This window comes from Paenibacillus sp. JJ1722 (assembly GCF_048282685.1).
Taxonomy (GTDB): domain Bacteria; phylum Bacillota; class Bacilli; order Paenibacillales; family Paenibacillaceae; genus Paenibacillus; species Paenibacillus polymyxa_B.
Window position 1 is genome coordinate 5,979,973 of record NZ_CP182500.1, and the last position, 21,065, is coordinate 6,001,037.

The following is a 21,065-nucleotide window of genomic DNA, read 5'->3' on the forward strand; positions in this document are numbered from 1 at the left end:
GAGCACAGCTTTTTTAGTTTATCCCTTCATTCTCCCTAATAATCTCATCGCATCGGTCTCCTTAGATAAGGCATGAACCAAAGCAGGCTGCTCACTGATCAGGGACAATTCCTTAAATAACTGGCGCATTTCTTCCCGCCCATCCTGTTTGACCGCAAGCAAGAACACAAGCTCTACTTTCTCGGTTCCCCAGGTAAGCGGCTGCTTCAAGGTAGCGATTACAATGGAGGACTGCCTTATCCACTCAGAACCGCCATGCGGGATGGCTATGCCTCCCCCAATCGTCGTGGCCGACATTTTTTCTCGCGCCAGTACGCTGTCCACATAACCAGGCTCCACATATCCTTTGTCCTCCAGTATTTGCGCCAGCTTGGAGATCAATTGTTCCGGATGCTGCACTTCCTGCTGGGGAAAGACCAAAAAAGGTGTTGTATATTTAAAAAATACCGATTCTTCTGCTGCCCTATGTTCCGGCTCATCCAGTCGTCGGATCACTTGCTCCAGTCGACGTTCGTCCTTGACATCCAGCAAGGGAGAGACGAGAATGTGCGGAATGTTCATCTCTGGGAGATCTACAGTGGTAATGACGAGATCCACCTCCTGGGCTGCCAGATAGTCCTGGACTTCTGCTTTGGAAAGGGTTGTCTCCACATGTACAGCCGGAAATTTACGTTCCACCTTGGTGCGTAGCAGTTGGGACATACCGATGCCCATGTGACACACGATGATGGCTCTCTGGGGATGACTCTCTTTCTGGTGCAATCGCTCCACAGAAGCCTGAAAATGCAGCGTTAAATACGCCGCTTCCTCCTCGGGGAAGGATAGCCGGATCCATTTCCCCACCTCTTCCAGTGTAATAATAACTCGGTCGAACATGTAGGGGTACATCTTCTTGATCTCGGCCAGCATAGGATTGGACACGGTCAACCCATATTGAAGACGGTTCAGGGTCGTATATAAATGGACATTCAACCCTTTCAGTAACATCTTGTCCTTGGAAAAGGCAATCATATTCAGCTCGGACATCCGCCGAACTAACTGCTCAATCAACTCAGGCAAAAGCGGGTGACTATCTGCCAGCTCACCTTGTTTTCCTGTTCTTCCCTCCTGCTGGTAACGGAACTTCCCACTAAGCAGGTGCAGAGTTAAATACGCCGTCTCTTCCTTGGAAAAAGGCACAGCAAACAACTTTTGCAACTGCTGCAAAAAAGACGTAGCCCATGTAAATTCGCGTCTCTCCTGCAAAAAGGCAATGTCCTGCTTGGAGAGCGAAATGGGTTGTCCCATCTTGGTTCGTTTGACCATTAAGAGAATATGCAGCATTAGAGCTTCGAAAGCTTCGTCAGTAAAGCTGAGCTCATGGCGTTTTTGAAATGCTTTTAATTCATGATTTATGGTTATAATCTCGTGCGATTCAAACTGTTTGCGCATCATCTGTCCTGTTAACTCAGGACTGTCAATCAGCTGGTTCATCCGCGCCAAAGCGATGCGCTTATTTTTCTCAGAGCCTTGAATGGTCAATCCAACGCGCTGCTTGGTAATCAAGGCCAGATCAAAGCTGTGCAGCCAGCCATCGATCTTCTCCATATCTCTACGAATCACCGTCTTGTTCACATAATACTGTGAAGCTAGATCCTGGATGGTCACAGGCTTGGCATTCATCAAGAGCCGATAGGCGAGATGCAGCACCCTTTCCTCATCCGACTCATGTTGGGCTGTACTCTCGTCCGCATACAGTCGATGGAACAATTCATTCTGATCCGCTTCACCCATCTCCAGATAAATGCCGCGTCCCGGCCTTCTCACCAGATTGGCATCAGAATGCTTGACGATATAATCTTCAATTACTTTCAGATCGTTGCGGATCGTCTTTTCAGAGCAGTCGGTCAGATCCGCCAGATCCTGCGCTAACCACAACCGGTCCGGTTCAGTTAACAACATGCGTAAAATTTCCATTTGCCTTTTATTCATTCCATTCTCCCATCTTCCAAAATAAAGAATGTCCAGGGCATTTCGAGCTATATTTTTGCTGGTTTTGTGTTGACTTTAAGTATACTCCAAGTAGTACATTTAAAGCATGGTGGCCGCCAAATTCAAGAATAATGAAAAGAGGAATCGCTCATGACTATTGGGAAAACAGCTCTTATTACTGGGGCCAACAAAGGCATCGGGTATGAAACAGCCAGACAATTGGGGGGGATGGGTCTTACAATCCTGATTGGCTCACGGAATGAGCAGAGCGGCCGGGAAGCGGTGGCTAAGTTGGCTAATGAGGGAGTAGAAGCCCGATTGATTTTGTTAGACGTGACGAATCAAAGTACGATTGATTCCGCAGTCCAACAGATCAAACAAGAATTCGGTTCCCTTGATGTACTAATCAACAATGCCGGCATATCTTTAGGAGGAGCCACTCCTCCAAGTCAGTTCTCTTTGAACGATTTAAGAGAAACGTATGAAACGAACTTTTTCGGTTTGGTCGCCGTGACGCAAGCCATGCTACCTTTATTGCAAGAATCTCCTTGTGGTAGAATCGTTAACTTGTCGAGTGGCCTTGGTTCGTTAACCTATAATGGCGATCCTGAGCATGAGCATGCACAATTTAATTTGCTTGCCTACAATAGCAGCAAGGCAGCGGTTAATATGTTCACCGTCACCCTTGCCAAAGAATTCAAAGACTCACCTCTCAAAATTAATTCGGCTGACCCTGGCTTTACCGCCACTGACTTAAATGGCTTTACAGGACCGGGTTCGGTACAACAAGCTGCTGCTGTCGTTGTTCGTTTAGCCACTTTAAATAATGACGGGCCGTCAGGAGGGTTTTTCGACTCGAATGGAGAAGTGCCTTGGTAATCGTTACAATTAAGGAGTGGGATACTTTGCAGGAAATTCCGGAGACCATAACCTCTATTAGTCAAGCTGCAGAACTAACAGGTTTAACAGAAGATACTATACGCTATTATGAGCGAATTAGCTTGCTGCCTTATGCAGAACGAAAGGCTAACGGACACAGGTTCTACAGTAGAGATCAGATTCTGGGGATTATCTTTTTAACCCGATTAAAAGCTACTGGAATGACTATAGAGGAAATGAAGCATTATCGAGAACTTTCGATGCAAGGCAACAGCACCATTCCGATCAGACACTCCTTACTTGAGAAACATAATCAGAAGATTCAACAAGAAATTTCCAGACTGATGGAAACCCAAAAAATTATTGAATATAAGCTCAACCATTATCGTGACCTCTCTACCAATCCTGATCTTAGCGACACGAATTGCAACCCTACAACACCCAGCACCAATCCCCTTTTTTAAGGGGTTTTTTTATTTTCAGCGGGAGATTGATGGAGCTCCCTTAATTCCCTATAATCCAAATATAGTATGAATTTCTAGGGGGAATAACGGTGATCACCTATGTGAGATGCAATGACGTCAGTATGGAACACATTTTCCAAGCATTTTCGCTTGGGTTCTCGGATTATTCCATTCGTCTGACCACGGATCAGGACGATTTCGCAGCACGTTTTTTTGGTCCAGAGGGTAATACACGGAATCACTCTTTCCTTGCCATGGATGAGGATCAACCGATCGGCTTAATTCTTGGCGGTGTCCGGCAGTTCGACGGGTACAAGACCATGCGTTGCGGCACGCTATGCATCGCCCCGGCTTACCGTGGTCAGGGGATTAGCAACAAGTTGCTGGAATTACATAAACAAACAGCCATCTCCGCGGGTTGCCAGCAGCTATGGCTCGAAGTCATCAAGGATAATCATCGGGCCGTCAAATTATATGAAAAGCAAGGCTATCAGCCACGCTATACGCTGAAATACTACAACGGCACTCTGCCCTCCACCCCACCCGCTGCCCTCTCATCTTCGTATATTCTTAAGGAAGTTACATTTGATGACATCGCAGCTTTTCGAAAGACCCTTATCGACTGCCACATCCATTGGCAAAGTGACACACCTTATTACGCCACTAGTACACAGGAAGCTTTTCTCGGCATCTACGAAGTAAATCAAACGTGCCTCGGCATGGTGAGCATGAGTGCTAAGGGTAAAATCAACTTTCTTTGGGTCGATCCTAAGCATCGCAACCAAGGATTAGGATGCGCCCTCCTTCATAGAGCAGCAGAGATCCAAAAGATTGAGAAGGTGTACATCTGTCTGTCTGACAATGACTCTCTTGAAGGCTTTATCCAAAAAATAGGTCTCTCGAAAGACCCCATTGAGCAATATGAAATGGGTATGCCGCTGAATCCAAGCTCTCCCGCTTGATTCACCTACATCTATCATTTCTGAGAACGATTGATATACTCTGATTTGACCAATGCGCACATGTAAAGATCATCATATTTCCCTAACGTAAATTCATATTGGGAGAGGAGCCCTTCTTGCCGAAAGCCTGCTTTTTCAAGCAACCGCAAGGATTGTGCCTTCTCTGGCTCTACTAGCGCCTGAATGCGGTTCAATGAGAGGAAGGGATATTTATAATAATTTCTTTGTTTATAGAATGTTTTCCTAAACATGGATTGTAAAATGACCGTTAATATAAGGAGTGTGTTTTCAATTATTAAGAAGAGGTGTATTTTTTGGACGAACAGCACATATCACACAATCCGCAGGAAACTTCAAGACAGACGTACATTCAGCATGGTCAAAATTATGGGGTAGATCCAAACAGGATGGCGGCGTTATCAAAAACATACGGGAATTCTACTCTGTTTAGACGGTGGGGAGCAACAGTTTTTGATTGCATGTTTTTTGTAATCGGGTATATTTGTTTTTTTATTTCTGTCATTCAAATAACGGACAGATGGTTTTTGCCTTTAGCGATTGCAACCCGTTGTATTCTGCTTATTGCTTTCTTCAGCTATTATTTGCTTTTGGAAGGTTACACAGGCTATACGCTGGGTAAGTTCGTTTTTCGTATTAAGGTGGTTAACGGGGAAGGAAAGCCTCCTGGTTTTCTTAAATCACTCATTCGTACGCTGCTCAGACTCATAGACACCAATCCGTTGCTAATGGGTGGGATACCTGCTGGTATCAGTGTGTTAGTAACTGCATCAAGACAACGAATTGGTGATTTAGCTGCAGGTACATATGTTGTAAAGGTACGGGATTTAGAGCCGATTAACAAAAAGACAATGAAACGTTCGCTCTTTATATTTTTTACCGCAATGGTGATCTTGGGAGCCTCGTTTGTAAATGCTATTTTTATACTGGCAAACAATTACGTGCCTCCTGAAGCTCCGGTGAACAAGAAAGAACAAAGCTATGTAAGTAAAGATGGACGATTTCAAATCACGGCCCCATTGGACTGGTCAACAGACCCAGACCGTGAAGGAAAAGCAGAGATTGCGATATTTAATCCGTACATTCAAAAGTCCGTTGCGGTAGTATCCAATTCGAAAAAGGAATTGGGCAATGTAACTCTCCAGCACTACACAAAGAAAATTCAATACAACATGACCAAAGAGTTTAATCTCTCTACTGTAGGACCTTCATCTAACACAACGATTCATGGATATCCTGCCATTGAGTTTACGATTAAAGGACAAAAAGATGTGAACCATTATGTCACCCATGTGGCGATTATTGAGACCGAAAATGATTATTATCAGGTGCTCGGATATACGCCCGCATCTAAATATAGTCGTTTTAAGAAAGAGCTACATGATATTATCTACAGCTTCCGCGAGGTCCGTCATTAGACAGCGTGGCTGGCAATAAAAAGGATAGACAAAAAGCAGGTGCTCCTATGAGCCCTGTTTTTTTTGCGTACAACTATACTCTAGATTACACTCAATACAAAAATATATAACCATCGTCTAATGGATTATCATAATACGCTGCAATTTCACACCTATGATAAAATTGACTGACATGTTCGACAACCTGCCTTATCATATTGTTCAGATGCACAATAAATTGAAAACCCTTTCATTAAGGTGATACATTAAAATACGCTATATCACTATAGATAAAGGAGGAATCCGGATTTTGTTTCAGCTCTCCGAAAAACAAGCTCAAGACATCGTAGACAAAATGATGAAGGATATTCCATACAATATCAATATTATGAATGAACGCGGCATCATCATTGGCAGCGGCGAGAGTGAACGAATCGGAACCATTCACCAAGGCGCTGTTCAGGCGCTCGAAACTGGGAAAATGGTTGAAGTGTGGCAGGACGGCCACTATGAGAAAAAGGGAACCAATGAACCGATTGTCATTCATCATGAGTTAGTTGGTGTCATTGGTATTTCAGGCAATCCTGATGAAGTGCGTCCTTTCTGCAATATTGTTAAAACTACGGTGTCTCTCCTGATTGAACAGCGCATCTCCTTGGAGCATCTGGCCCACGAAGCCAACCGCAAAAAGTCTGTGCTGGAAATGCTGTTAAATCATCAGGGAGCCTACACGCAAAAAATAAAAAAAGAAGCAGCTCAATATCACATAGATTTGCTTCTAAAAACTTCGGCTGTATATGTAAAATATCTGCCTGCTGATCCAGCTCGTTTAGCCGAGTTGTCCAATATATTCATGCAGCATCCATCCTTTCGTATGGAGGAAGACTGTTATCTCATCCTAATACAAAATCAGGAACCGACAGACAAACTGCTAGAGCCACTTGTGCGCAGCCATCCCGATGTGCTGGTTACGGTCAGCAGACAAGAGCACAACATTGCGGATGTTTATATGCAAGCCAAGTCAGCTATGAATGTTTTACTGGCTTTGCGCCCGCCTGTGCAAAAAATTTCTTTTGCGGAAGTCGAATTTCTGGTCAAATTGAGTCAAACGAACCTGACGAACACGATCTATCTGGTTAGCAAGTTGGAAGATACTGTGGATTTGCTGGATACGCTGCGAAGCTTTATTAACCATAACGGCAGTGTCTCCTTTACCGCAGATGAATTAAATATTCACCGAAATACGCTGCAATACCGCCTGAAGCGCATCCATACCTTAACCGGTAAAGATCCCCGGAATCTCCTTCAGCTTTTTGAGCTTACGCACGGCTTATTGGCACTGTATCAATGAACTGCTGTATCACGCCAGGCCATGCGCCAGTAATACCATATTTCCGCTCGCCATCACTCCCAAATTTCTTAGTCAATCCTGCTTTGGCTAAGTTCGGGATTACAGGCGAGTGCTCGTATTATATCGTATTTGTATGATGCCGTTTTATATTTATAGCCCGCTTCTCCATCTGTTCATTTCTCGCTGAATTGAAGTACTCTTGCGATATTCTCGCACGTACGCTCTACGTTTTGCGGCCCTTCGGCCAGCAGCTTACCGAGCTCCGAGGCTCCCGGTACGATGCCGAACACCGCATCTATTCCTTCCTTGTACAACGTGTCGATCCCTTCCCCGATATAACCTGCGACCGCAATGACCTTTTTACCAGACTGTTTTGCCGCCTGGGCTACTCCATAAGGAGTTTTACCGAATTTGGTCTGAAAATCAATACCGCCTTCCCCCGTCAAAACGATATCGGCAGTGGCGAGCTTTTGTTTTAAACCGGTGTATTCAATCACAATTTCAATGCCTTTTTGCAGCGCCGCCTGAGTGAAAATTAATAAGCCCGCACCCAATCCACCTGCTGCGCCTGCGCCTGGGAGATCGCGCACATCCTTGCCCAGCTGCTGCTTCACCACATCGGCGTAATGAGCAAGATTGGCATCCAATTGCTGCACCATTTCCGGAGTCGCCCCTTTTTGTGGCCCGAATACTTGAGATGCCCCATGCTCTCCGCACAGCGGATTTGTCACATCACAGGCTACAATTAATTGTACCTGCGGCAAGCGGTCATCCAGTGATGAAATATCAACACTGGCCAGCTCGCCCAGACTACCGCCGCCGCGCGGAAGAGTATTGCCTTTTGTATCCAGAAATCTGGCGCCCAGCGCTTCCGCCATTCCTGTACCGCCATCATTCGTCGCGCTTCCACCAATGCCGATGATAATTTTTCGAATTCCCTGGTTCAGACATTCACGGATTAACTCCCCTGTTCCGTAGGTTGTTGTCTTTAACGGGTTTTTGTTATCCTTGTTCACCAAATGGATTCCACTGGCGGATGCCATCTCGATTGCCGCTGTGGTGCCGTCTCCCAGCAGGCCGTATGCAGCAGTTACAGGTTCTCCAAGCGGTCCTGTCACCTCGATATAACGAATCTGTCCGCCTGTCGCATCCACCAGTGACTGCACCGTTCCTTCACCGCCGTCCGCCATCGGTACGTGGACATAATTCGCCGCCGGATAGACCTTACGCAGTCCTTTCTCCATCGCGATACATACTTCTTTAGCCGTCATGCTTTCTTTAAAAGAATCTGGTGCCAGCACAAACGTTTTCTCTCTCATCTTCTCACCCCATCGTGAATATTAAAGTAAAAATCCATACATGATTGTCGCTACAATTGCCATCGTTCCACCCACAATAGCTTCGTAAGGAATCAAGCCCATCCGTTGTTTAATGCTCATTTTCATGCTGTCTGCCGTGACGTGAAAATAGTTGCCCTGCGGCAAGGAATCAATGACTGTAGCTCCTGTATGCACCATCACAGCTGCAGCGAGTGGGGCCGTTCCCATGTTCAGAATGGCTTCCCCAAACGAGCCTGTTGCCAAAATAACGCCCGTCGAGGTGGACGCCGTAGCAGCTGCCATCAGAATACCTGCAAGCGGTGCCAAAAATGTACCGGAAACTCCCGAAGCTTCAATCAGGCCAACCACCTGAGCAGACAAGTTGGAAGCAGAGATCAGACCCGCAATCCCGCCTGCACCGATCAAAATCAGCACAGTCGCCGTCATTTTATTTAAACCGGAGGCCGAGTACTTTAAGATATTACGCCCTTGCCCCATGGCCAGCATACCCACAATCCCAGCGATCGGCAAAATGTACATCGCATCTACCTTGAAACTCGAAAGTGCTTCAATACCGGAAATAGAACCAATCGGGTTAATCATCAGCAAAATAACAGCTACCAGCGGGGCTACAATTGCCCGTCCCAACGCTGGATATTTCGATGTATCGACATCACTGTCCATGATATCCTGGTCGGACACCTTCACACCTTTGGTTTTCAACATAGATGCCACCAAAACAGTCATGATTAAACCGCATATCGCAGGAACCACTCCTGCCAACATCACGTGGCTTAAATCCAGATTAAATCCGCGCGCCGCTGCAATCGTATTAGGATTTGGAGAGATGATGTTCCCCGCTTTTCCGCCTCCAGACAAAGCCAACAGGAGCGCCAGCTTGGAAATCCCCATTTTGTTACCGACCGACAATGCAATAGGTGCCACAATCAGCACGGCAACGGGAATAAATACACCTACCGCCGTAATAATCATCGTCGCCAAGGCTAGTGCGAGTATCGCTTTACTGCCGCCGAACTTCTTTACAATAGCCTGCGCAATCGTCTCCGCTGCCCCGGATTCCATCATTACACCTGCCAATACACCTGCGGCAAGCACACGAATGACCGTCCCCATCACACTTTGCGTACCGCTTATTAACACGCTGATCGTCTGCTCCAGATTGGCTCCGCCCAATAAAGCGCCTACAATAGCACCCAAAAATAAAGCGTAAACCGGATTCAGCTTTCTTAATATCAGAATAATTGCAATAGCCAGCCCTGCCAGAGCTCCTATCCAACTGATCGTCAATCCTTCCATCTGTCTAACCCCCCGGGTAATTTTTGATTACGCTTTCATTATATCGATTGCCGCACGTTAAAAATATTGAAGAACAGACGAAATTGATTGTGCATTTGAACAAAAAATCCGAACTTCAATTGGAACCTATAGATGAAATCAGTATTGAGTCTAGCATTATATATGAGAAGATCCAAACAGGATCTATGTCTTAATATGCAATTTTCATTTTATGTATCGAGGCGTTACAAAACAAATTTAATGTATACGCTTGCAAATTTAAAATTTCAGATTATAATACCTGTATACAAGTATACTTGATTAATTGAGAAGGTGAAATGATGGTCGAATCAGAATTCCTATATCCCTCCAAATGGCTTTTAAAAGCCTCTGCTGGTGATCGCGTAACATCCGAGCTTAGAATGCGCATTATTTCTGGCGGGATTGAAAGCGGTACCATATTATCCGAAAATAAACTAGCTGCTGATTTCACTGTAAGTCGCTCACCCATTCGTGAAGCGTTAAAAATACTGGCATCCGAAAATATCATTCGATTAGAAAGAATGGGAGCCGTTGTTATTGGCCTATCAGAAAAAGAAATAGAAGAAATTTATGATGTCCGTCTGCTCATAGAATCGTTTGTATTTGAACGTCTTGTAAAGATGGACACTAATGATTTGGCGAAGGAACTTAGTAAAATACTCGAAATGATGAAAGTCGCCGTTAAATATAGTGATGCTGATGAGTTTTCATATCAAGATGTCTTGTTCCATGAAACGATTATTCGTGCAGTCAATCATTCGCATATTCTGATGATCTGGAATAATTTAAAGCCTGTTATGGAAAGTCTCATTCTTTTGTCGATGCGTATGCGTTTTAAAGAAAAGTATGAAGACTTTACACGGATTATAAACAATCACGAACTTTATATTGAAGCAATCAAAGCAAAAGATAGAGACCTCATGATCAAGTCTTTACATGAAAACTTTGATGATGTTCAAGGTAAAGTAGAAGACCTATGGATGTCACAACAAATGCTATCTAAAGGAGTCGTGCAACAAAATGACTAACTATATGTTAGGTGTAGATATCGGAACCACAAGTACGAAAGCCGTTCTATTTAGCGAAAAAGGCGAAGTCATCCAACAAGAGAATATTGGATACCCGCTTTATACACCGGATATAGCAACAGCTGAACAAAACCCAGAAGAGATTTTTCAGGCTGTTCTGCAAGCCACTTCAAATATAATGAAACATCACTCACAAAAAAAGCTATCGTTTGTTTCATTTAGCAGTGCCATGCATAGTGTCATTGCGATGGATGAAAATGACCGCCCACTGACGCCTTGTATTACATGGGCAGATAATCGCAGTGAAGCGTGGGCACATAAAATAAAAGATGAGCTGAATGGCCATGAAGTCTATAAACGAACAGGAACACCCATTCACCCCATGTCACCCTTAACAAAAATAGCTTGGATTGTGAATGACCTTCCTGAAACCGCTGTCAAGGTTAAAAAGTATATCGGAATTAAAGAATATATTTTTAAAAAGTTCTTTGATCAATATGTAGTGGATTATTCCCTAGCTTCTGCCATGGGCATGATGAATCTAGAAAAATTAGATTGGGATGAAGAAGCATTAAAAATTGCTGGTATAACCCCTTCTCAATTATCTGAGCTCGTGCCAACAACCAGAATATTTACCAACTGTGATTCAGATTTAGCAAAAAAGATGGGGATCGATCCAAAAACATCGTTTGTCATTGGAGCTAGCGATGGAGTCCTTTCTAATCTAGGTGTAAATGCGATACGAAAAGGCGAAGTTGCCGTCACAATCGGGACAAGCGGTGCCATTCGAACCATTATAGACAAGCCTCAGACAGACGAAAAGGGAAGAATATTTTGTTATGCCTTAACAGAAAAGCACTGGGTTATTGGGGGGCCGGTGAACAATGGCGGGATGGTCCTTCGCTGGATCCGTGATGAACTTGCCTCATCAGAAGTGGAAACAGCGAAAAGACTAGGAATTGATCCATATGATGTACTAACCAAGATTGCTGAACGTGTAAGACCAGGATCTGACGGATTGTTATTCCATCCGTACCTCGCTGGTGAACGTGCGCCATTATGGAACCCAGACGTACGTGGCTCATTCTTCGGTTTAACGATGGCACACAAAAAAGAACATATGATTCGCGCAGCCCTAGAAGGAGTCATTTACAATTTGTACACCGTATTTTTAGCATTAACCGAATGTATGGACGGTCCTGTGACCCGAATCCAAGCTACTGGAGGCTTCGCAAGGTCAGCTGTTTGGCGGCAAATGATGTCCGATATATTCGCATCTGAAGTCGTCGTTCCAGAAAGCTACGAAAGTTCTTGTTTAGGAGCTTGTATTTTAGGCCTGTATGCTACCGGACAAATCCAGTCCTTTGAAGTCGTTTCTGAAATGGTTGGCAGTACCAACAAACATACACCAAAAGAAGAAGCGACCAAGGAATATAGGAAATTGCTGCCGATTTTCATTAATCTATCCAGAGTATTAGAAGACGATTATACACGGATTTCCAATTATCAAAGAAGCTTAATTAAACACTAAAAAGATAAAAAGCAGGGGGTAATTACAATGCCATTAGTTATCGTAGCGATTGGAATTTTAGCATTATTAGTTTTAATCATGGGCTTCAAATTGAATACCTTTATTTCATTAATCATTGTATCGTTCGGCGTCGCTTTAGCACTTGGAATGCCATTAGAGGAAATTGTCAAAACCATCGAAGCCGGATTAGGCGGAACCCTTGGTCACTTAGCGTTAATCTTTGGACTTGGAGCGATGTTAGGTAAGTTGATCGCTGATTCTGGCGGTGCTCAACGAATTGCCATGACCCTCGTAGACAAATTTGGTGAAAAAAATATCCAATGGGCAGTCGTAGCTGCTTCATTCATTATCGGTGTGGCGTTATTTTTTGAAGTAGGATTAGTATTGTTAATTCCAATCATATTTGCCATTTCAAAAGAATTAAAGGTTTCTATCTTATATCTCGGTATTCCGATGGTTGCAGCTTTATCCGTAACACATGGTTTCTTACCTCCACATCCAGGGCCAACAGTTATTGCTGGTGAATATGGCGCGAACCTTGGTGAGGTTTTACTTTACGGTTTCATTATTGCCATTCCAACTGTTATTTTAGCTGGACCTGTGTTTACTAAGCTTGCCAAAAAACTCGTACCTGCATCATTTACGAAAACGGGTAATATTGCCTCTTTAGGTGAACAAAAAGTATTTAAATCCGAGGAAACTCCTGGATTTGGCATCAGTGTATTTACTGCAATGCTTCCTGTTATTTTAATGTCTATTGCTACGGTTATTACTTTGCTTCAAAAAACAATGGGCTTTGAAGATAGTAGTTTACTAGCAGCGATCCGTTTTATTGGTGATGCATCAACTTCCATGTTAATTTCCTTACTGGTAGCTGTCTACACCATGGGAATAGCAAGGAAAATTCCAATTAAAAATGTAATGGCATCTTGTACAACTGCTATTACTCATATTGGGATGATGCTCTTAATCATTGGGGGTGGCGGCGCCTTCAAACAAGTACTGATTAATGGCGGCGTAGGTGACTATGTAGCTGAATTATTCAATGGAACTACATTATCACCCATCTTGCTTGCCTGGATCATCGCTGCAATATTACGTATTTCCTTAGGTTCTGCAACTGTTGCAGCTTTAACAACCGCTGGTTTAGTTATTCCGATGTTAGGACAATCCGACGTTAATCTTGCTTTAGTTGTGCTTGCAACGGGAGCGGGTAGTTTAATAGCTTCACATGTTAACGATGCTGGTTTCTGGATGTTTAAAGAATATTTTGGTTTAAGTATGAAAGAAACATTTGCAACATGGACATTGCTTGAGACCATCATTTCTGTAGCTGGATTAGGATTTATTTTAGTACTAAGTTTATTCGTTTAAACCATGATTCCCGGGCGGTAGATCCCCCACTTATTTCCCTTAGAATTTTCTAAGCCTATAAGTGAGGATCTACGGCCTATTCATTTCAAATAAAAGGAGCAGAAAAAATGTCCAACACAATTGGTGTCATTGGTTTAGGGGTAATGGGCCGTAATATCGCCTTAAACATGGCTGGTAAGGGTGAGCAAGTCGCTGTCTATAACTATACGAGGGATTTAACGGATGATCTTGTTAAAAAAAGTGAAGGTCACTCTATCCATCCCTACTACGAAATTCAAGATTTTGTTTACTCCTTAAAAACTCCAAGAAAAATCTTCCTTATGGTAACAGCGGGCAAACCGGTCGATTCGGTAATAGGTACATTAGTACCCTTCCTTGAAGCAGGCGATGTGATTATGGACGGTGGTAACTCCCATTACAAAGATACGGAACGTAGATATGATGAATTGAAGTCAAAAGGAATCGGTTATTTAGGAATCGGTATTTCCGGCGGCGAAGTCGGGGCTTTAAATGGACCTTCGATCATGCCTGGTGGAGATAAGAACGTATATGAAAAGGCAGCTTCTATTCTAACAAAAATAGCAGCCCAAGTGGACGCAGACCCTTGCTGTGTTTATATGGGTCCAAAAGGGTCCGGTCACTTTGTAAAAATGGTACATAACGGAATCGAGTATGCAGATATGCAATTAATCGCAGAAACCTATACATTTTTAAGAAAAAGGTTACGTTTATCTGTGAATGAAATTGCTGATATCTTTGAAATATGGAATCAAGGGGAGCTAAAAAGTTATTTAATCCAAATCACAGCAGAGATTTTACGGAAAAAGGATGATGTAACAGGCTTACCACTAATTGATGTGATTCTTGATAAAACAGGGCAAAAGGGCACTGGTAAATGGACAAGCATTCAAGCAATTGACAATGGGATCCCATCATCCATTATTACAGAGTCATTGTTTGCCCGTTACATCTCCTCTTTAAAAGAAGAACGAGTTTATGCAGAAAATATTCTAACAGGACCAGGGATTGATCAGCGAAGTTTAGATAAAGATGTGTGGATTGAGTACATTAGACAAGCTTTTTATATGGGTAAAATTTGTGCCTACGCGCAAGGATTTATACAATATAAAATGACTTCTGAACTTTACGGATGGAATTTACCTTTAAAGGATATTGCCCTTATTTTCCGTGGTGGTTGCATCATTCGTGCCGAATTCTTAAACGTAATAAGCGAAACATATCAAGAACAGCCGAATTTGGCTAATCTATTAATCGCCCCGTATTTTGCTGAAAAGGTTAAAGAGTATCAAAAAGGATTACGAAAAGTTGTCTGTGAGGGTATTAATTCTGGCACTTCGTTTCCCTGTTTAAGTGCTTCACTTACTTATTACGATAGTTACCGGACAGGCATTTCGAATGCTAACCTTTTGCAAGCACAAAGGGATTATTTTGGTGCCCATACTTATGAACGAAGTGATGTAGCAGGATTCTTTCACACAAACTGGCAGTGATCCATAGTCGTAGTAAATCTCCAGAGCTCTAATGAAGTGGTTCTTCCCTTCATTAGGGCTCTTATTTTGAATACATTTTCCCCACAATGCTCTTGTGTCTATATTATGTAATAGACGTTGAGATTCTGAAGGGCAAGGGGAATAAATAGAAGCTACATGACAAAACGATTAATACATGTGCTGATTCTTTATACGGACCAAAACCTTACCAAAGCGCCCCCCTTGTTGGACAGGAATTCTCTTTCCTGCGTACGTCCTTCTTAAATAAGTTTCGGCCTTCTGTAATGACTGTTCATCTGTCGGCATCCCGAAGAATGAGAACCAGCCTAATGTATGTTTTACCGCCTCGTCCACCGACATCATTACCGTTTGGGTTTCACGAGTAATCAGGGTTTGAAAAGAATAGCCATATATATTTAATAGTTGGATGATATATGCCATATCTGACGTTTGTACTAGGTCCTCTTTTATTCCGACTACAGGGCGCAATTCCTGAATCAGACTATGCTCCTTAGGCCCAGCACTCGTACTGATGTAACAAAACTGGCTGGCACAGGCGAGCGCCTTCTCTACCATTTCCCAACCGAAAATGGCTGGACACATGGATGCAAACACCAGATCAAATTTGTTTTGCCATCCGTTCGTCTCAATAGATAACTCCTCAAATTGTTCCCGTACGATTTTAATGTTTTCCTTTATCGATGGCTTAATACTCTCTTCCATTAAGGCTGTCAACGGTCCTGAGGGCTCAACGGCAGTAACATTTGCCCCTTCCTCTGCAAAAGGAATACTGAAGACACCCGAGGCAGCACCAATATCTAGGATAGAGGAGTCTTTAATGGTAACTCCCTGTGTCCTTAGCCATCCCATAATTCTGGCTGTTCTTTTTATTCCCTCTTCATTAAATGCCTGCTTGTGGAAGCTTCTTGCCCTTGCCATATCATCAAACGAATGAGCCGGTACCGTTCCCGCTCTAAGCATTCGATTTACACCAGCTTCCGGATCGTTTATCCAAGCAGCCTTCCATACTTCGGGATCAAATAAAGACTGGGTCATTAATTAGACTTCCCTTCTACTAATTAGATTTTAAAGTCTACTAATATCTACACCTTGCTTCCGTATGGTGGTAAATATGAAACACCCTACAATCGACATTATAGACTTATTATATCTGCAATTCAATCAAAAAAATTTAAATGACTAAAAATTCATACCCTCACGCCGTGCGGCACAAGAACTTTCTCGACGAATGCCCTTATGCCTTCAAGCGTGTTTATATCCTCGGTCCGAAAATCTTTATCTCATTTTTGAACGATTGGACTAGTTGCTTCTGTTGTAGCTTTTGCCTCACCATGTCCTGCACCAAATAGGTTCAGTACCACCACGCCAATAACAATTAAAGCAATACCTGCGATACTTCCTGTATTGATTTTTTCTTTCCAAATCAATACTGAAATAAGCGTTGTAGCAACAGCCCCTACACCTGACCAGATGGCATAAGTCATATTTAAAGGAAGCGTCTTAAGGGATAGAGAGATAAAGAAGAAAGAGATCACAAACGCAACAATTGTGAATAGAGTCGGATACAATCTGGTAAAACCTTCTGAAGCTTTAAGCATTGAAGTTCCAATAAGTTCACCAACAATAGAGATTGCCAAGAAAAGATAAGCCATTATTCATTCTCCTTTATATATGTCTTCAATTCTTCCATCATTTTTTGCCTCATTTCCTCATTAGGAGGAGCAAGCCCAAACATTTCGGCAAACCACAAGCCGTCTATAGCTAATCGGACTATCGTGGAACGAACGGGATCCAATTCGTCGTTTTCAATTTTGTTTTGGATATTCTCATACTCGTCCTGAAGTAACTTTAGCATTTGAGGGTTCGTAAACTGTGCTGCTGAAAGAGCGGTATACAGGTCACTTGCATTCCGATCGCCAGAAAATGATGTATTCATATAAGCGCGAGTCCATCTTCCTTTGGAATGCATATCGTTTTCTGCTCTCTCATTAAATTCGGAGACAAAGCTGGTCGATAGTTGCTCAACCATTCCCAAAACCAATTCATCCTTATTCGGAAAATGGTAAAGCAATCCTCCTTTACTTATTCCCGCTTTCTTAGCCACCGCTTCTAACGTTAACTTCTCTACTCCTTCTTCGTGCACAATCATGGAGGCCGCTTTAAGAATTAATTCTCTTTTTAATGTTTTTTTAGTTGTATTCATATTGATCACCCCTCTTTACTATACCGTCCAGACGGTTTTATTTCAAGTGGGTTAAAGTTATGGATTGGGTATGTAAGCCTAATTGAGTTGGATTAGGTTTTGATACGTTAGGTTTAAGCTAAATAAAAAGAAGCCTTGGGCGTATAACATTTCAGCCAAGACTTCGTCAAATAAACATCTACCCAGCCCAGACATTTGGAAAAATTTCGCATCTGTTGGGTTTTAAGTGCCACCTATAGTTTAACTCTGCACATATTGTCTCAGCCATTGGAGCGCGGGGCGTTCCGTGCCGTTCGAGTTCAGCAGATGTGTATTCGATATCCAGGTTTGCCCCTGAATGTATCCCCAGAGCGTAACTCCCTTCACCGCGGAATGCTTCCATAATACCGGAAATTTCTCCTTGTATCTGGCAAGCTGGGTGTTGTCGTCGCCAGTTATATCCAGTTCCGACACATAGATTGGCAATCCTGTTGCCGCCAGTTTGTTCAGTACAGTGTTCATCGTGTTAACTGAAACAGTGTCCATGCTAAACTGGTGGCATTGAATACCAATTCCGTCAATCAGGCCTCTGCTCTTGAGCTGATTAATAATATTGACATATTGGTCGGTTAACGAGGGATCGTTGATAATTCCATATTCATTAATCATCAGCTTGGCATTCGGGAAAGCTTGTCTGGCCTGTTGGAATGACCATATGACCCAATCCCATCCGGTCGATCCGTCACCTCCTATGGCATTGCGGAAGGATGGCTTCTGATGCAGGGGCTCATTCACCACATCTACAAACTCCGCATTCGGATAGCGTTGACCTGCTGCTTTAATCCACTGGGTCACTTCCGCCTTCTGATCAGCAGCCGACAGTCCGCTAATCCAACCTGGCTCCTGAGCACCCCATACCAATGTATGGAACTTGAACGGGAAGCCATTGTTACGGGCATAATTGTAGGCGGTATCCGCCTGCGACCAGTTCATGTTGTTACGACTGCCTTCAACCGACCCCCATTTGGTCGAATTCTCTGGCGTCACCTGGTTCCAGTACGTTCCGAAACTTGCAGGGACACTTCCAGCAATGATATTCCCGAGGAATTTGCCACCGTTCGCCATACTGGCACTAGCCGGGTTTATCAGAACTGATGATAACAACACACCCGCCAACGCCAAGCTGCTTACCAACTTGCCCACTTTAAATTTCGACATACAATCTCCTCCTCATACGTATAGTTTTTTAATATCCTCGCCTCTAAATAAATCGCTTACATTTCCAATTATAAGAATGAAAGGTTATTATCCGCTACATGTAAAAGTAAAGATTTTACCCGAAAAACTTTACATCATTGCGGGGCGACTGAACACCTGATGCTCCTTTAACACATCGTTTCGGTTAAAATCTAGCCTCGTATCAAACGACAAAAAAGATTACTGCAAAAAGTGATATGCTCCCCTTACAGTAGCAAGTTTTATTATTTAACCTGTCTACTTTTTTGGAAGCATATCACTTTGGAGACTGCCCATTTAATAGTTTAAGAATTAAGGGCTCGTGCAATTGCATCTACATAACTTTGGCTAGCACGTTGGCTTACTTCTGCTTGCGGAACCATCCCCTCAAAGTTGTGGAATGTGCCGGGATACAGATGGAATTCGACGTCCACCCCCGCTCGGGCAAGGCGTGCTACATATTCGATCGTTTCATCTCGGAACAGATCGAGCTGGCCTATGCACGTATAGGTCGGCGGTAGCCCAGCCAAGCATTTCGCTCTCGACGGCACAGCGTATGGCGACACCTCGGTGTCTTCAGTGCGATCCCCCAAGTACATGTTCCAGGCCGCCAAGTTGTTCTTCCGGTTCCATGGTGCGTTATCGGCCGTAATCTCATGACTTGACGCCGTAATACTACGGTCATCGATCATCGGATACAGCGGCATTTGGAAGATGAGGGCTGGCCCGCCTTTGTCACGAGCCATTAAAGCAAGTGCTGCGGTTAGACCGCCGCCCCCACTTGCTCCGGCAATTGCGACTCGATCTAAGTCGATGCCCAGCAGCTCAGCTTCGTCGGTCATCCACATCAAAGCGGCATAACAGTCATCGATGGCAGCTGGGTAGGGATGCTCGGGAGCAAGTCGGTAATCGACCGATACGACGACGCATTTAGCCGCCTGCACGAAGCGTTCGCACAAAGCATCGTCCATATCAGGATGCCCCATCACATAGCCTCCCCCGTGAATCCACAGCATGGCCGGAAGCCTAACGTCAGTTCGCTGGGCAGGTTCGTAGATTTTGACTAATATCTCGCCTGCTACGCTCGGAATCATCCGGCTTGTCGTGCGTACGTGCTCCGACTGCTCAATGGGAGAACTCGACAAATAGCTTCTGCTCAGTTCTAAATTTTCTTCCAGTTGAAATCCAGGAAATTGTGCAATTACCGACCTAAATTCTGGGTACAAACGATTTTCAAAATCCATGTGAATCACTCCTATATTTGGTTTTTATAATCTTTTCTCCGTCTCCGCTTCCCACTGGGCTATTTCCTTCCGAACTCGGGGTGCTACCTCTGTTCCCAGCAGCTCAATGGCTTTCATCACCTCGGCATGCGGCATTGTACTTAACGGAACATACAGCATAAAGCGTGTAACACCTACATGTTTGCGAAGGTGAATGATCTTCTGGGCAACAGTCTCAGGATCGCCAACATACAGCGCACCTTCAAAGCTGCGCGCGGCATCGTAGCTAGAACGATCATAATGCGCCCAGCCCCGCTCCCTGCCTAATCTATTCATACCTGCCATCGTAGAAGGGAAATATGTATCTGCAGCTCGTTCATTATTCTCTCCAACAAATCCTATCGAGTGCGATCCAACCTTAAGCTGCGATTCGTCATGACCAGCGTGCGCTGCTGCCTTCTTATAAAGCTGTACAAGCGGTGCAAAATTCATCGGATTTCCACCAATGATCGCCAACATCAAGGGCAGTCCTAACAGACCTGCACGGATAGCAGAATCTTGCCTGCCCCCGCTGCCAACCCATATCGGTAAAGGATTCTGAACCGGCCGTGGATACACACCCAAATTGTTAATCGCTGGCCGATGTCCGCCTTTCCAGGTTACTTTTTCGGACTCCCGTATTTTAAGGAGCAATTCCAGATGTTGTTCAAACAGCTCATCATAGTCTTCCAAGTCATAGCCAAACAGTGGAAAAGATTCAATAAAGGAACCTCGGCCCGCCATAATCTCCGCACGTCCATTCGAAATACCATCCAGCGTAGCAAAATCCTGAAAAACGCGAACGGGATCAGCTGAAGAAAGCACTGTGACTGCACTGGTCAGCCGAATCCGTTTCGTCTGCGCTGCAGCCGCTGACAGCACAATTGCTGGTGAAGATGCCGAATAATCCTGCCGATGATGCTCACCTACCCCAAACACATCAAGTCCCACTTGATCAGCAAGGATAATTTCCTCAACAACTTCGCGCAATCTCTGTGCGTGACTTATCACTTCACCTGTCTGGACGTCAGGCTTTGTTTCTACAAACGAAGTAATACCTATCTCCATGGTCCATCTCTCCTATTCTAATAGCTTTCTTTGTATGCAATTAAATACCGATAAAATATCATACCGATCGGTAATATATTTTTCCCAGTAAATATAACTCATTAAAAAGAATACTGTCAATAAATATAGTAAAAATACTTTGATTTATCCTCA

Annotated in this window: 18 protein-coding genes; 9 read left to right on the forward strand and 9 right to left on the reverse strand. The window is 43.8% G+C overall.

What is annotated here, in order from left to right:
- Window positions 1-18: 18 nt before the first annotated feature.
- Window positions 19-1,971 (reverse strand): BglG family transcription antiterminator, encoded by a 1,953-nt coding sequence (locus ACM1ND_RS26640; protein WP_068939228.1) that lies wholly within the window; start codon window positions 1,969-1,971, stop codon window positions 19-21.
- 150 nt (window positions 1,972-2,121) lie between these two features.
- Between ACM1ND_RS26640 and ACM1ND_RS26645 the strand changes: the two genes are divergently transcribed.
- The 5 genes from ACM1ND_RS26645 to ACM1ND_RS26665 all read left to right on the forward strand — a co-directional run bounded on the left by ACM1ND_RS26645 (window position 2,122) and on the right by ACM1ND_RS26665 (window position 7,042).
- A complete protein-coding gene (locus tag ACM1ND_RS26645) occupies window positions 2,122-2,850 on the forward strand; it encodes an SDR family oxidoreductase (protein WP_068939230.1) in 729 nt (242 codons plus the stop codon).
- The gene (locus ACM1ND_RS26650; RefSeq protein ID WP_254664419.1) at window positions 2,844-3,314 is read left to right on the forward strand and encodes a MerR family transcriptional regulator; all 471 of its coding nucleotides are present in this window, start codon (window positions 2,844-2,846) and stop codon (window positions 3,312-3,314) included. The genes ACM1ND_RS26645 and ACM1ND_RS26650 overlap by 7 nt, the downstream gene beginning before the upstream one ends.
- Before the next feature lie 89 nt (window positions 3,315-3,403).
- The gene (locus tag ACM1ND_RS26655; RefSeq protein WP_023991052.1) at window positions 3,404-4,276 is read left to right on the forward strand and encodes a GNAT family N-acetyltransferase; all 873 of its coding nucleotides are present in this window, start codon (window positions 3,404-3,406) and stop codon (window positions 4,274-4,276) included.
- A gap of 305 nt (window positions 4,277-4,581) precedes the next feature.
- On the forward strand, window positions 4,582-5,712 hold the full coding sequence (locus ACM1ND_RS26660; RefSeq protein WP_254664420.1) for an RDD family protein: 1,131 nt from the start codon (window positions 4,582-4,584) through the stop codon (window positions 5,710-5,712).
- A 289-nt stretch (window positions 5,713-6,001) separates the two neighbouring features.
- Window positions 6,002-7,042, forward strand: coding sequence for a CdaR family transcriptional regulator (locus ACM1ND_RS26665; protein ID WP_076317353.1), 1,041 nt, complete (start codon window positions 6,002-6,004; stop codon window positions 7,040-7,042).
- A 173-nt stretch (window positions 7,043-7,215) separates the two neighbouring features.
- On the opposite strand, the gene ACM1ND_RS26670 is transcribed toward ACM1ND_RS26665, so the two are convergent.
- Both ACM1ND_RS26670 and ACM1ND_RS26675 read right to left on the reverse strand, forming a co-directional pair.
- Window positions 7,216-8,361: a glycerate kinase gene (locus tag ACM1ND_RS26670; protein WP_023991055.1), complete on the reverse strand. Its 1,146-nt coding sequence runs from the start codon at window positions 8,359-8,361 to the stop codon at window positions 7,216-7,218.
- 21 nt (window positions 8,362-8,382) lie between these two features.
- Window positions 8,383-9,678 carry a GntP family permease gene (locus tag ACM1ND_RS26675; protein ID WP_023991056.1) on the reverse strand — a complete coding sequence of 432 codons (1,296 nt, stop codon included), beginning with the start codon at window positions 9,676-9,678 and terminating at the stop codon, window positions 8,383-8,385.
- 317 nt (window positions 9,679-9,995) lie between these two features.
- Between ACM1ND_RS26675 and ACM1ND_RS26680 the strand changes: the two genes are divergently transcribed.
- From ACM1ND_RS26680 to gnd, 4 genes are all read left to right on the forward strand, one after another.
- Window positions 9,996-10,727, forward strand: coding sequence for a GntR family transcriptional regulator (locus tag ACM1ND_RS26680; protein WP_068939234.1), 732 nt, complete (start codon window positions 9,996-9,998; stop codon window positions 10,725-10,727).
- Window positions 10,720-12,258, forward strand: coding sequence for a gluconokinase (gene gntK / locus ACM1ND_RS26685; protein WP_068939236.1), 1,539 nt, complete (start codon window positions 10,720-10,722; stop codon window positions 12,256-12,258). The genes ACM1ND_RS26680 and gntK overlap by 8 nt, the downstream gene beginning before the upstream one ends.
- A 27-nt stretch (window positions 12,259-12,285) precedes the next feature.
- The gene (locus ACM1ND_RS26690) at window positions 12,286-13,632 is read left to right on the forward strand and encodes a GntP family permease (RefSeq protein ID WP_023991059.1); all 1,347 of its coding nucleotides are present in this window, start codon (window positions 12,286-12,288) and stop codon (window positions 13,630-13,632) included.
- 107 nt (window positions 13,633-13,739) lie between these two features.
- Entirely contained in the window at window positions 13,740-15,143 is a 1,404-nt protein-coding gene (gene gnd / locus ACM1ND_RS26695) for a decarboxylating NADP(+)-dependent phosphogluconate dehydrogenase (RefSeq protein WP_068939237.1), read from the forward strand.
- A gap of 168 nt (window positions 15,144-15,311) precedes the next feature.
- Here gnd and ACM1ND_RS26700 read toward each other — a convergent pair whose 3' ends face one another.
- The 6 genes from ACM1ND_RS26700 to ACM1ND_RS26725 all read right to left on the reverse strand — a co-directional run bounded on the left by ACM1ND_RS26700 (window position 15,312) and on the right by ACM1ND_RS26725 (window position 20,912).
- Complete coding sequence (locus ACM1ND_RS26700) at window positions 15,312-16,199, reverse strand: class I SAM-dependent methyltransferase (RefSeq protein WP_023991061.1); 888 nt, start codon at window positions 16,197-16,199, stop codon at window positions 15,312-15,314.
- A gap of 245 nt (window positions 16,200-16,444) precedes the next feature.
- Window positions 16,445-16,816: a DMT family transporter gene (locus ACM1ND_RS26705; RefSeq protein ID WP_071558016.1), complete on the reverse strand. Its 372-nt coding sequence runs from the start codon at window positions 16,814-16,816 to the stop codon at window positions 16,445-16,447.
- Window positions 16,816-17,367, reverse strand: coding sequence for a TetR/AcrR family transcriptional regulator (locus ACM1ND_RS26710; RefSeq protein WP_023991063.1), 552 nt, complete (start codon window positions 17,365-17,367; stop codon window positions 16,816-16,818). The genes ACM1ND_RS26705 and ACM1ND_RS26710 overlap by 1 nt, the downstream gene beginning before the upstream one ends.
- 240 nt (window positions 17,368-17,607) lie before the next feature.
- Entirely contained in the window at window positions 17,608-18,564 is a 957-nt protein-coding gene (locus ACM1ND_RS26715) for an endo-1,4-beta-xylanase (RefSeq protein WP_023991064.1), read from the reverse strand.
- A gap of 323 nt (window positions 18,565-18,887) precedes the next feature.
- Window positions 18,888-19,826, reverse strand: coding sequence for an alpha/beta hydrolase (locus ACM1ND_RS26720; RefSeq protein WP_023991065.1), 939 nt, complete (start codon window positions 19,824-19,826; stop codon window positions 18,888-18,890).
- Between the two features lie 24 nt (window positions 19,827-19,850).
- Window positions 19,851-20,912: an LLM class flavin-dependent oxidoreductase gene (locus ACM1ND_RS26725; RefSeq protein ID WP_023991066.1), complete on the reverse strand. Its 1,062-nt coding sequence runs from the start codon at window positions 20,910-20,912 to the stop codon at window positions 19,851-19,853.
- Window positions 20,913-21,065: the final 153 nt, after the last annotated feature.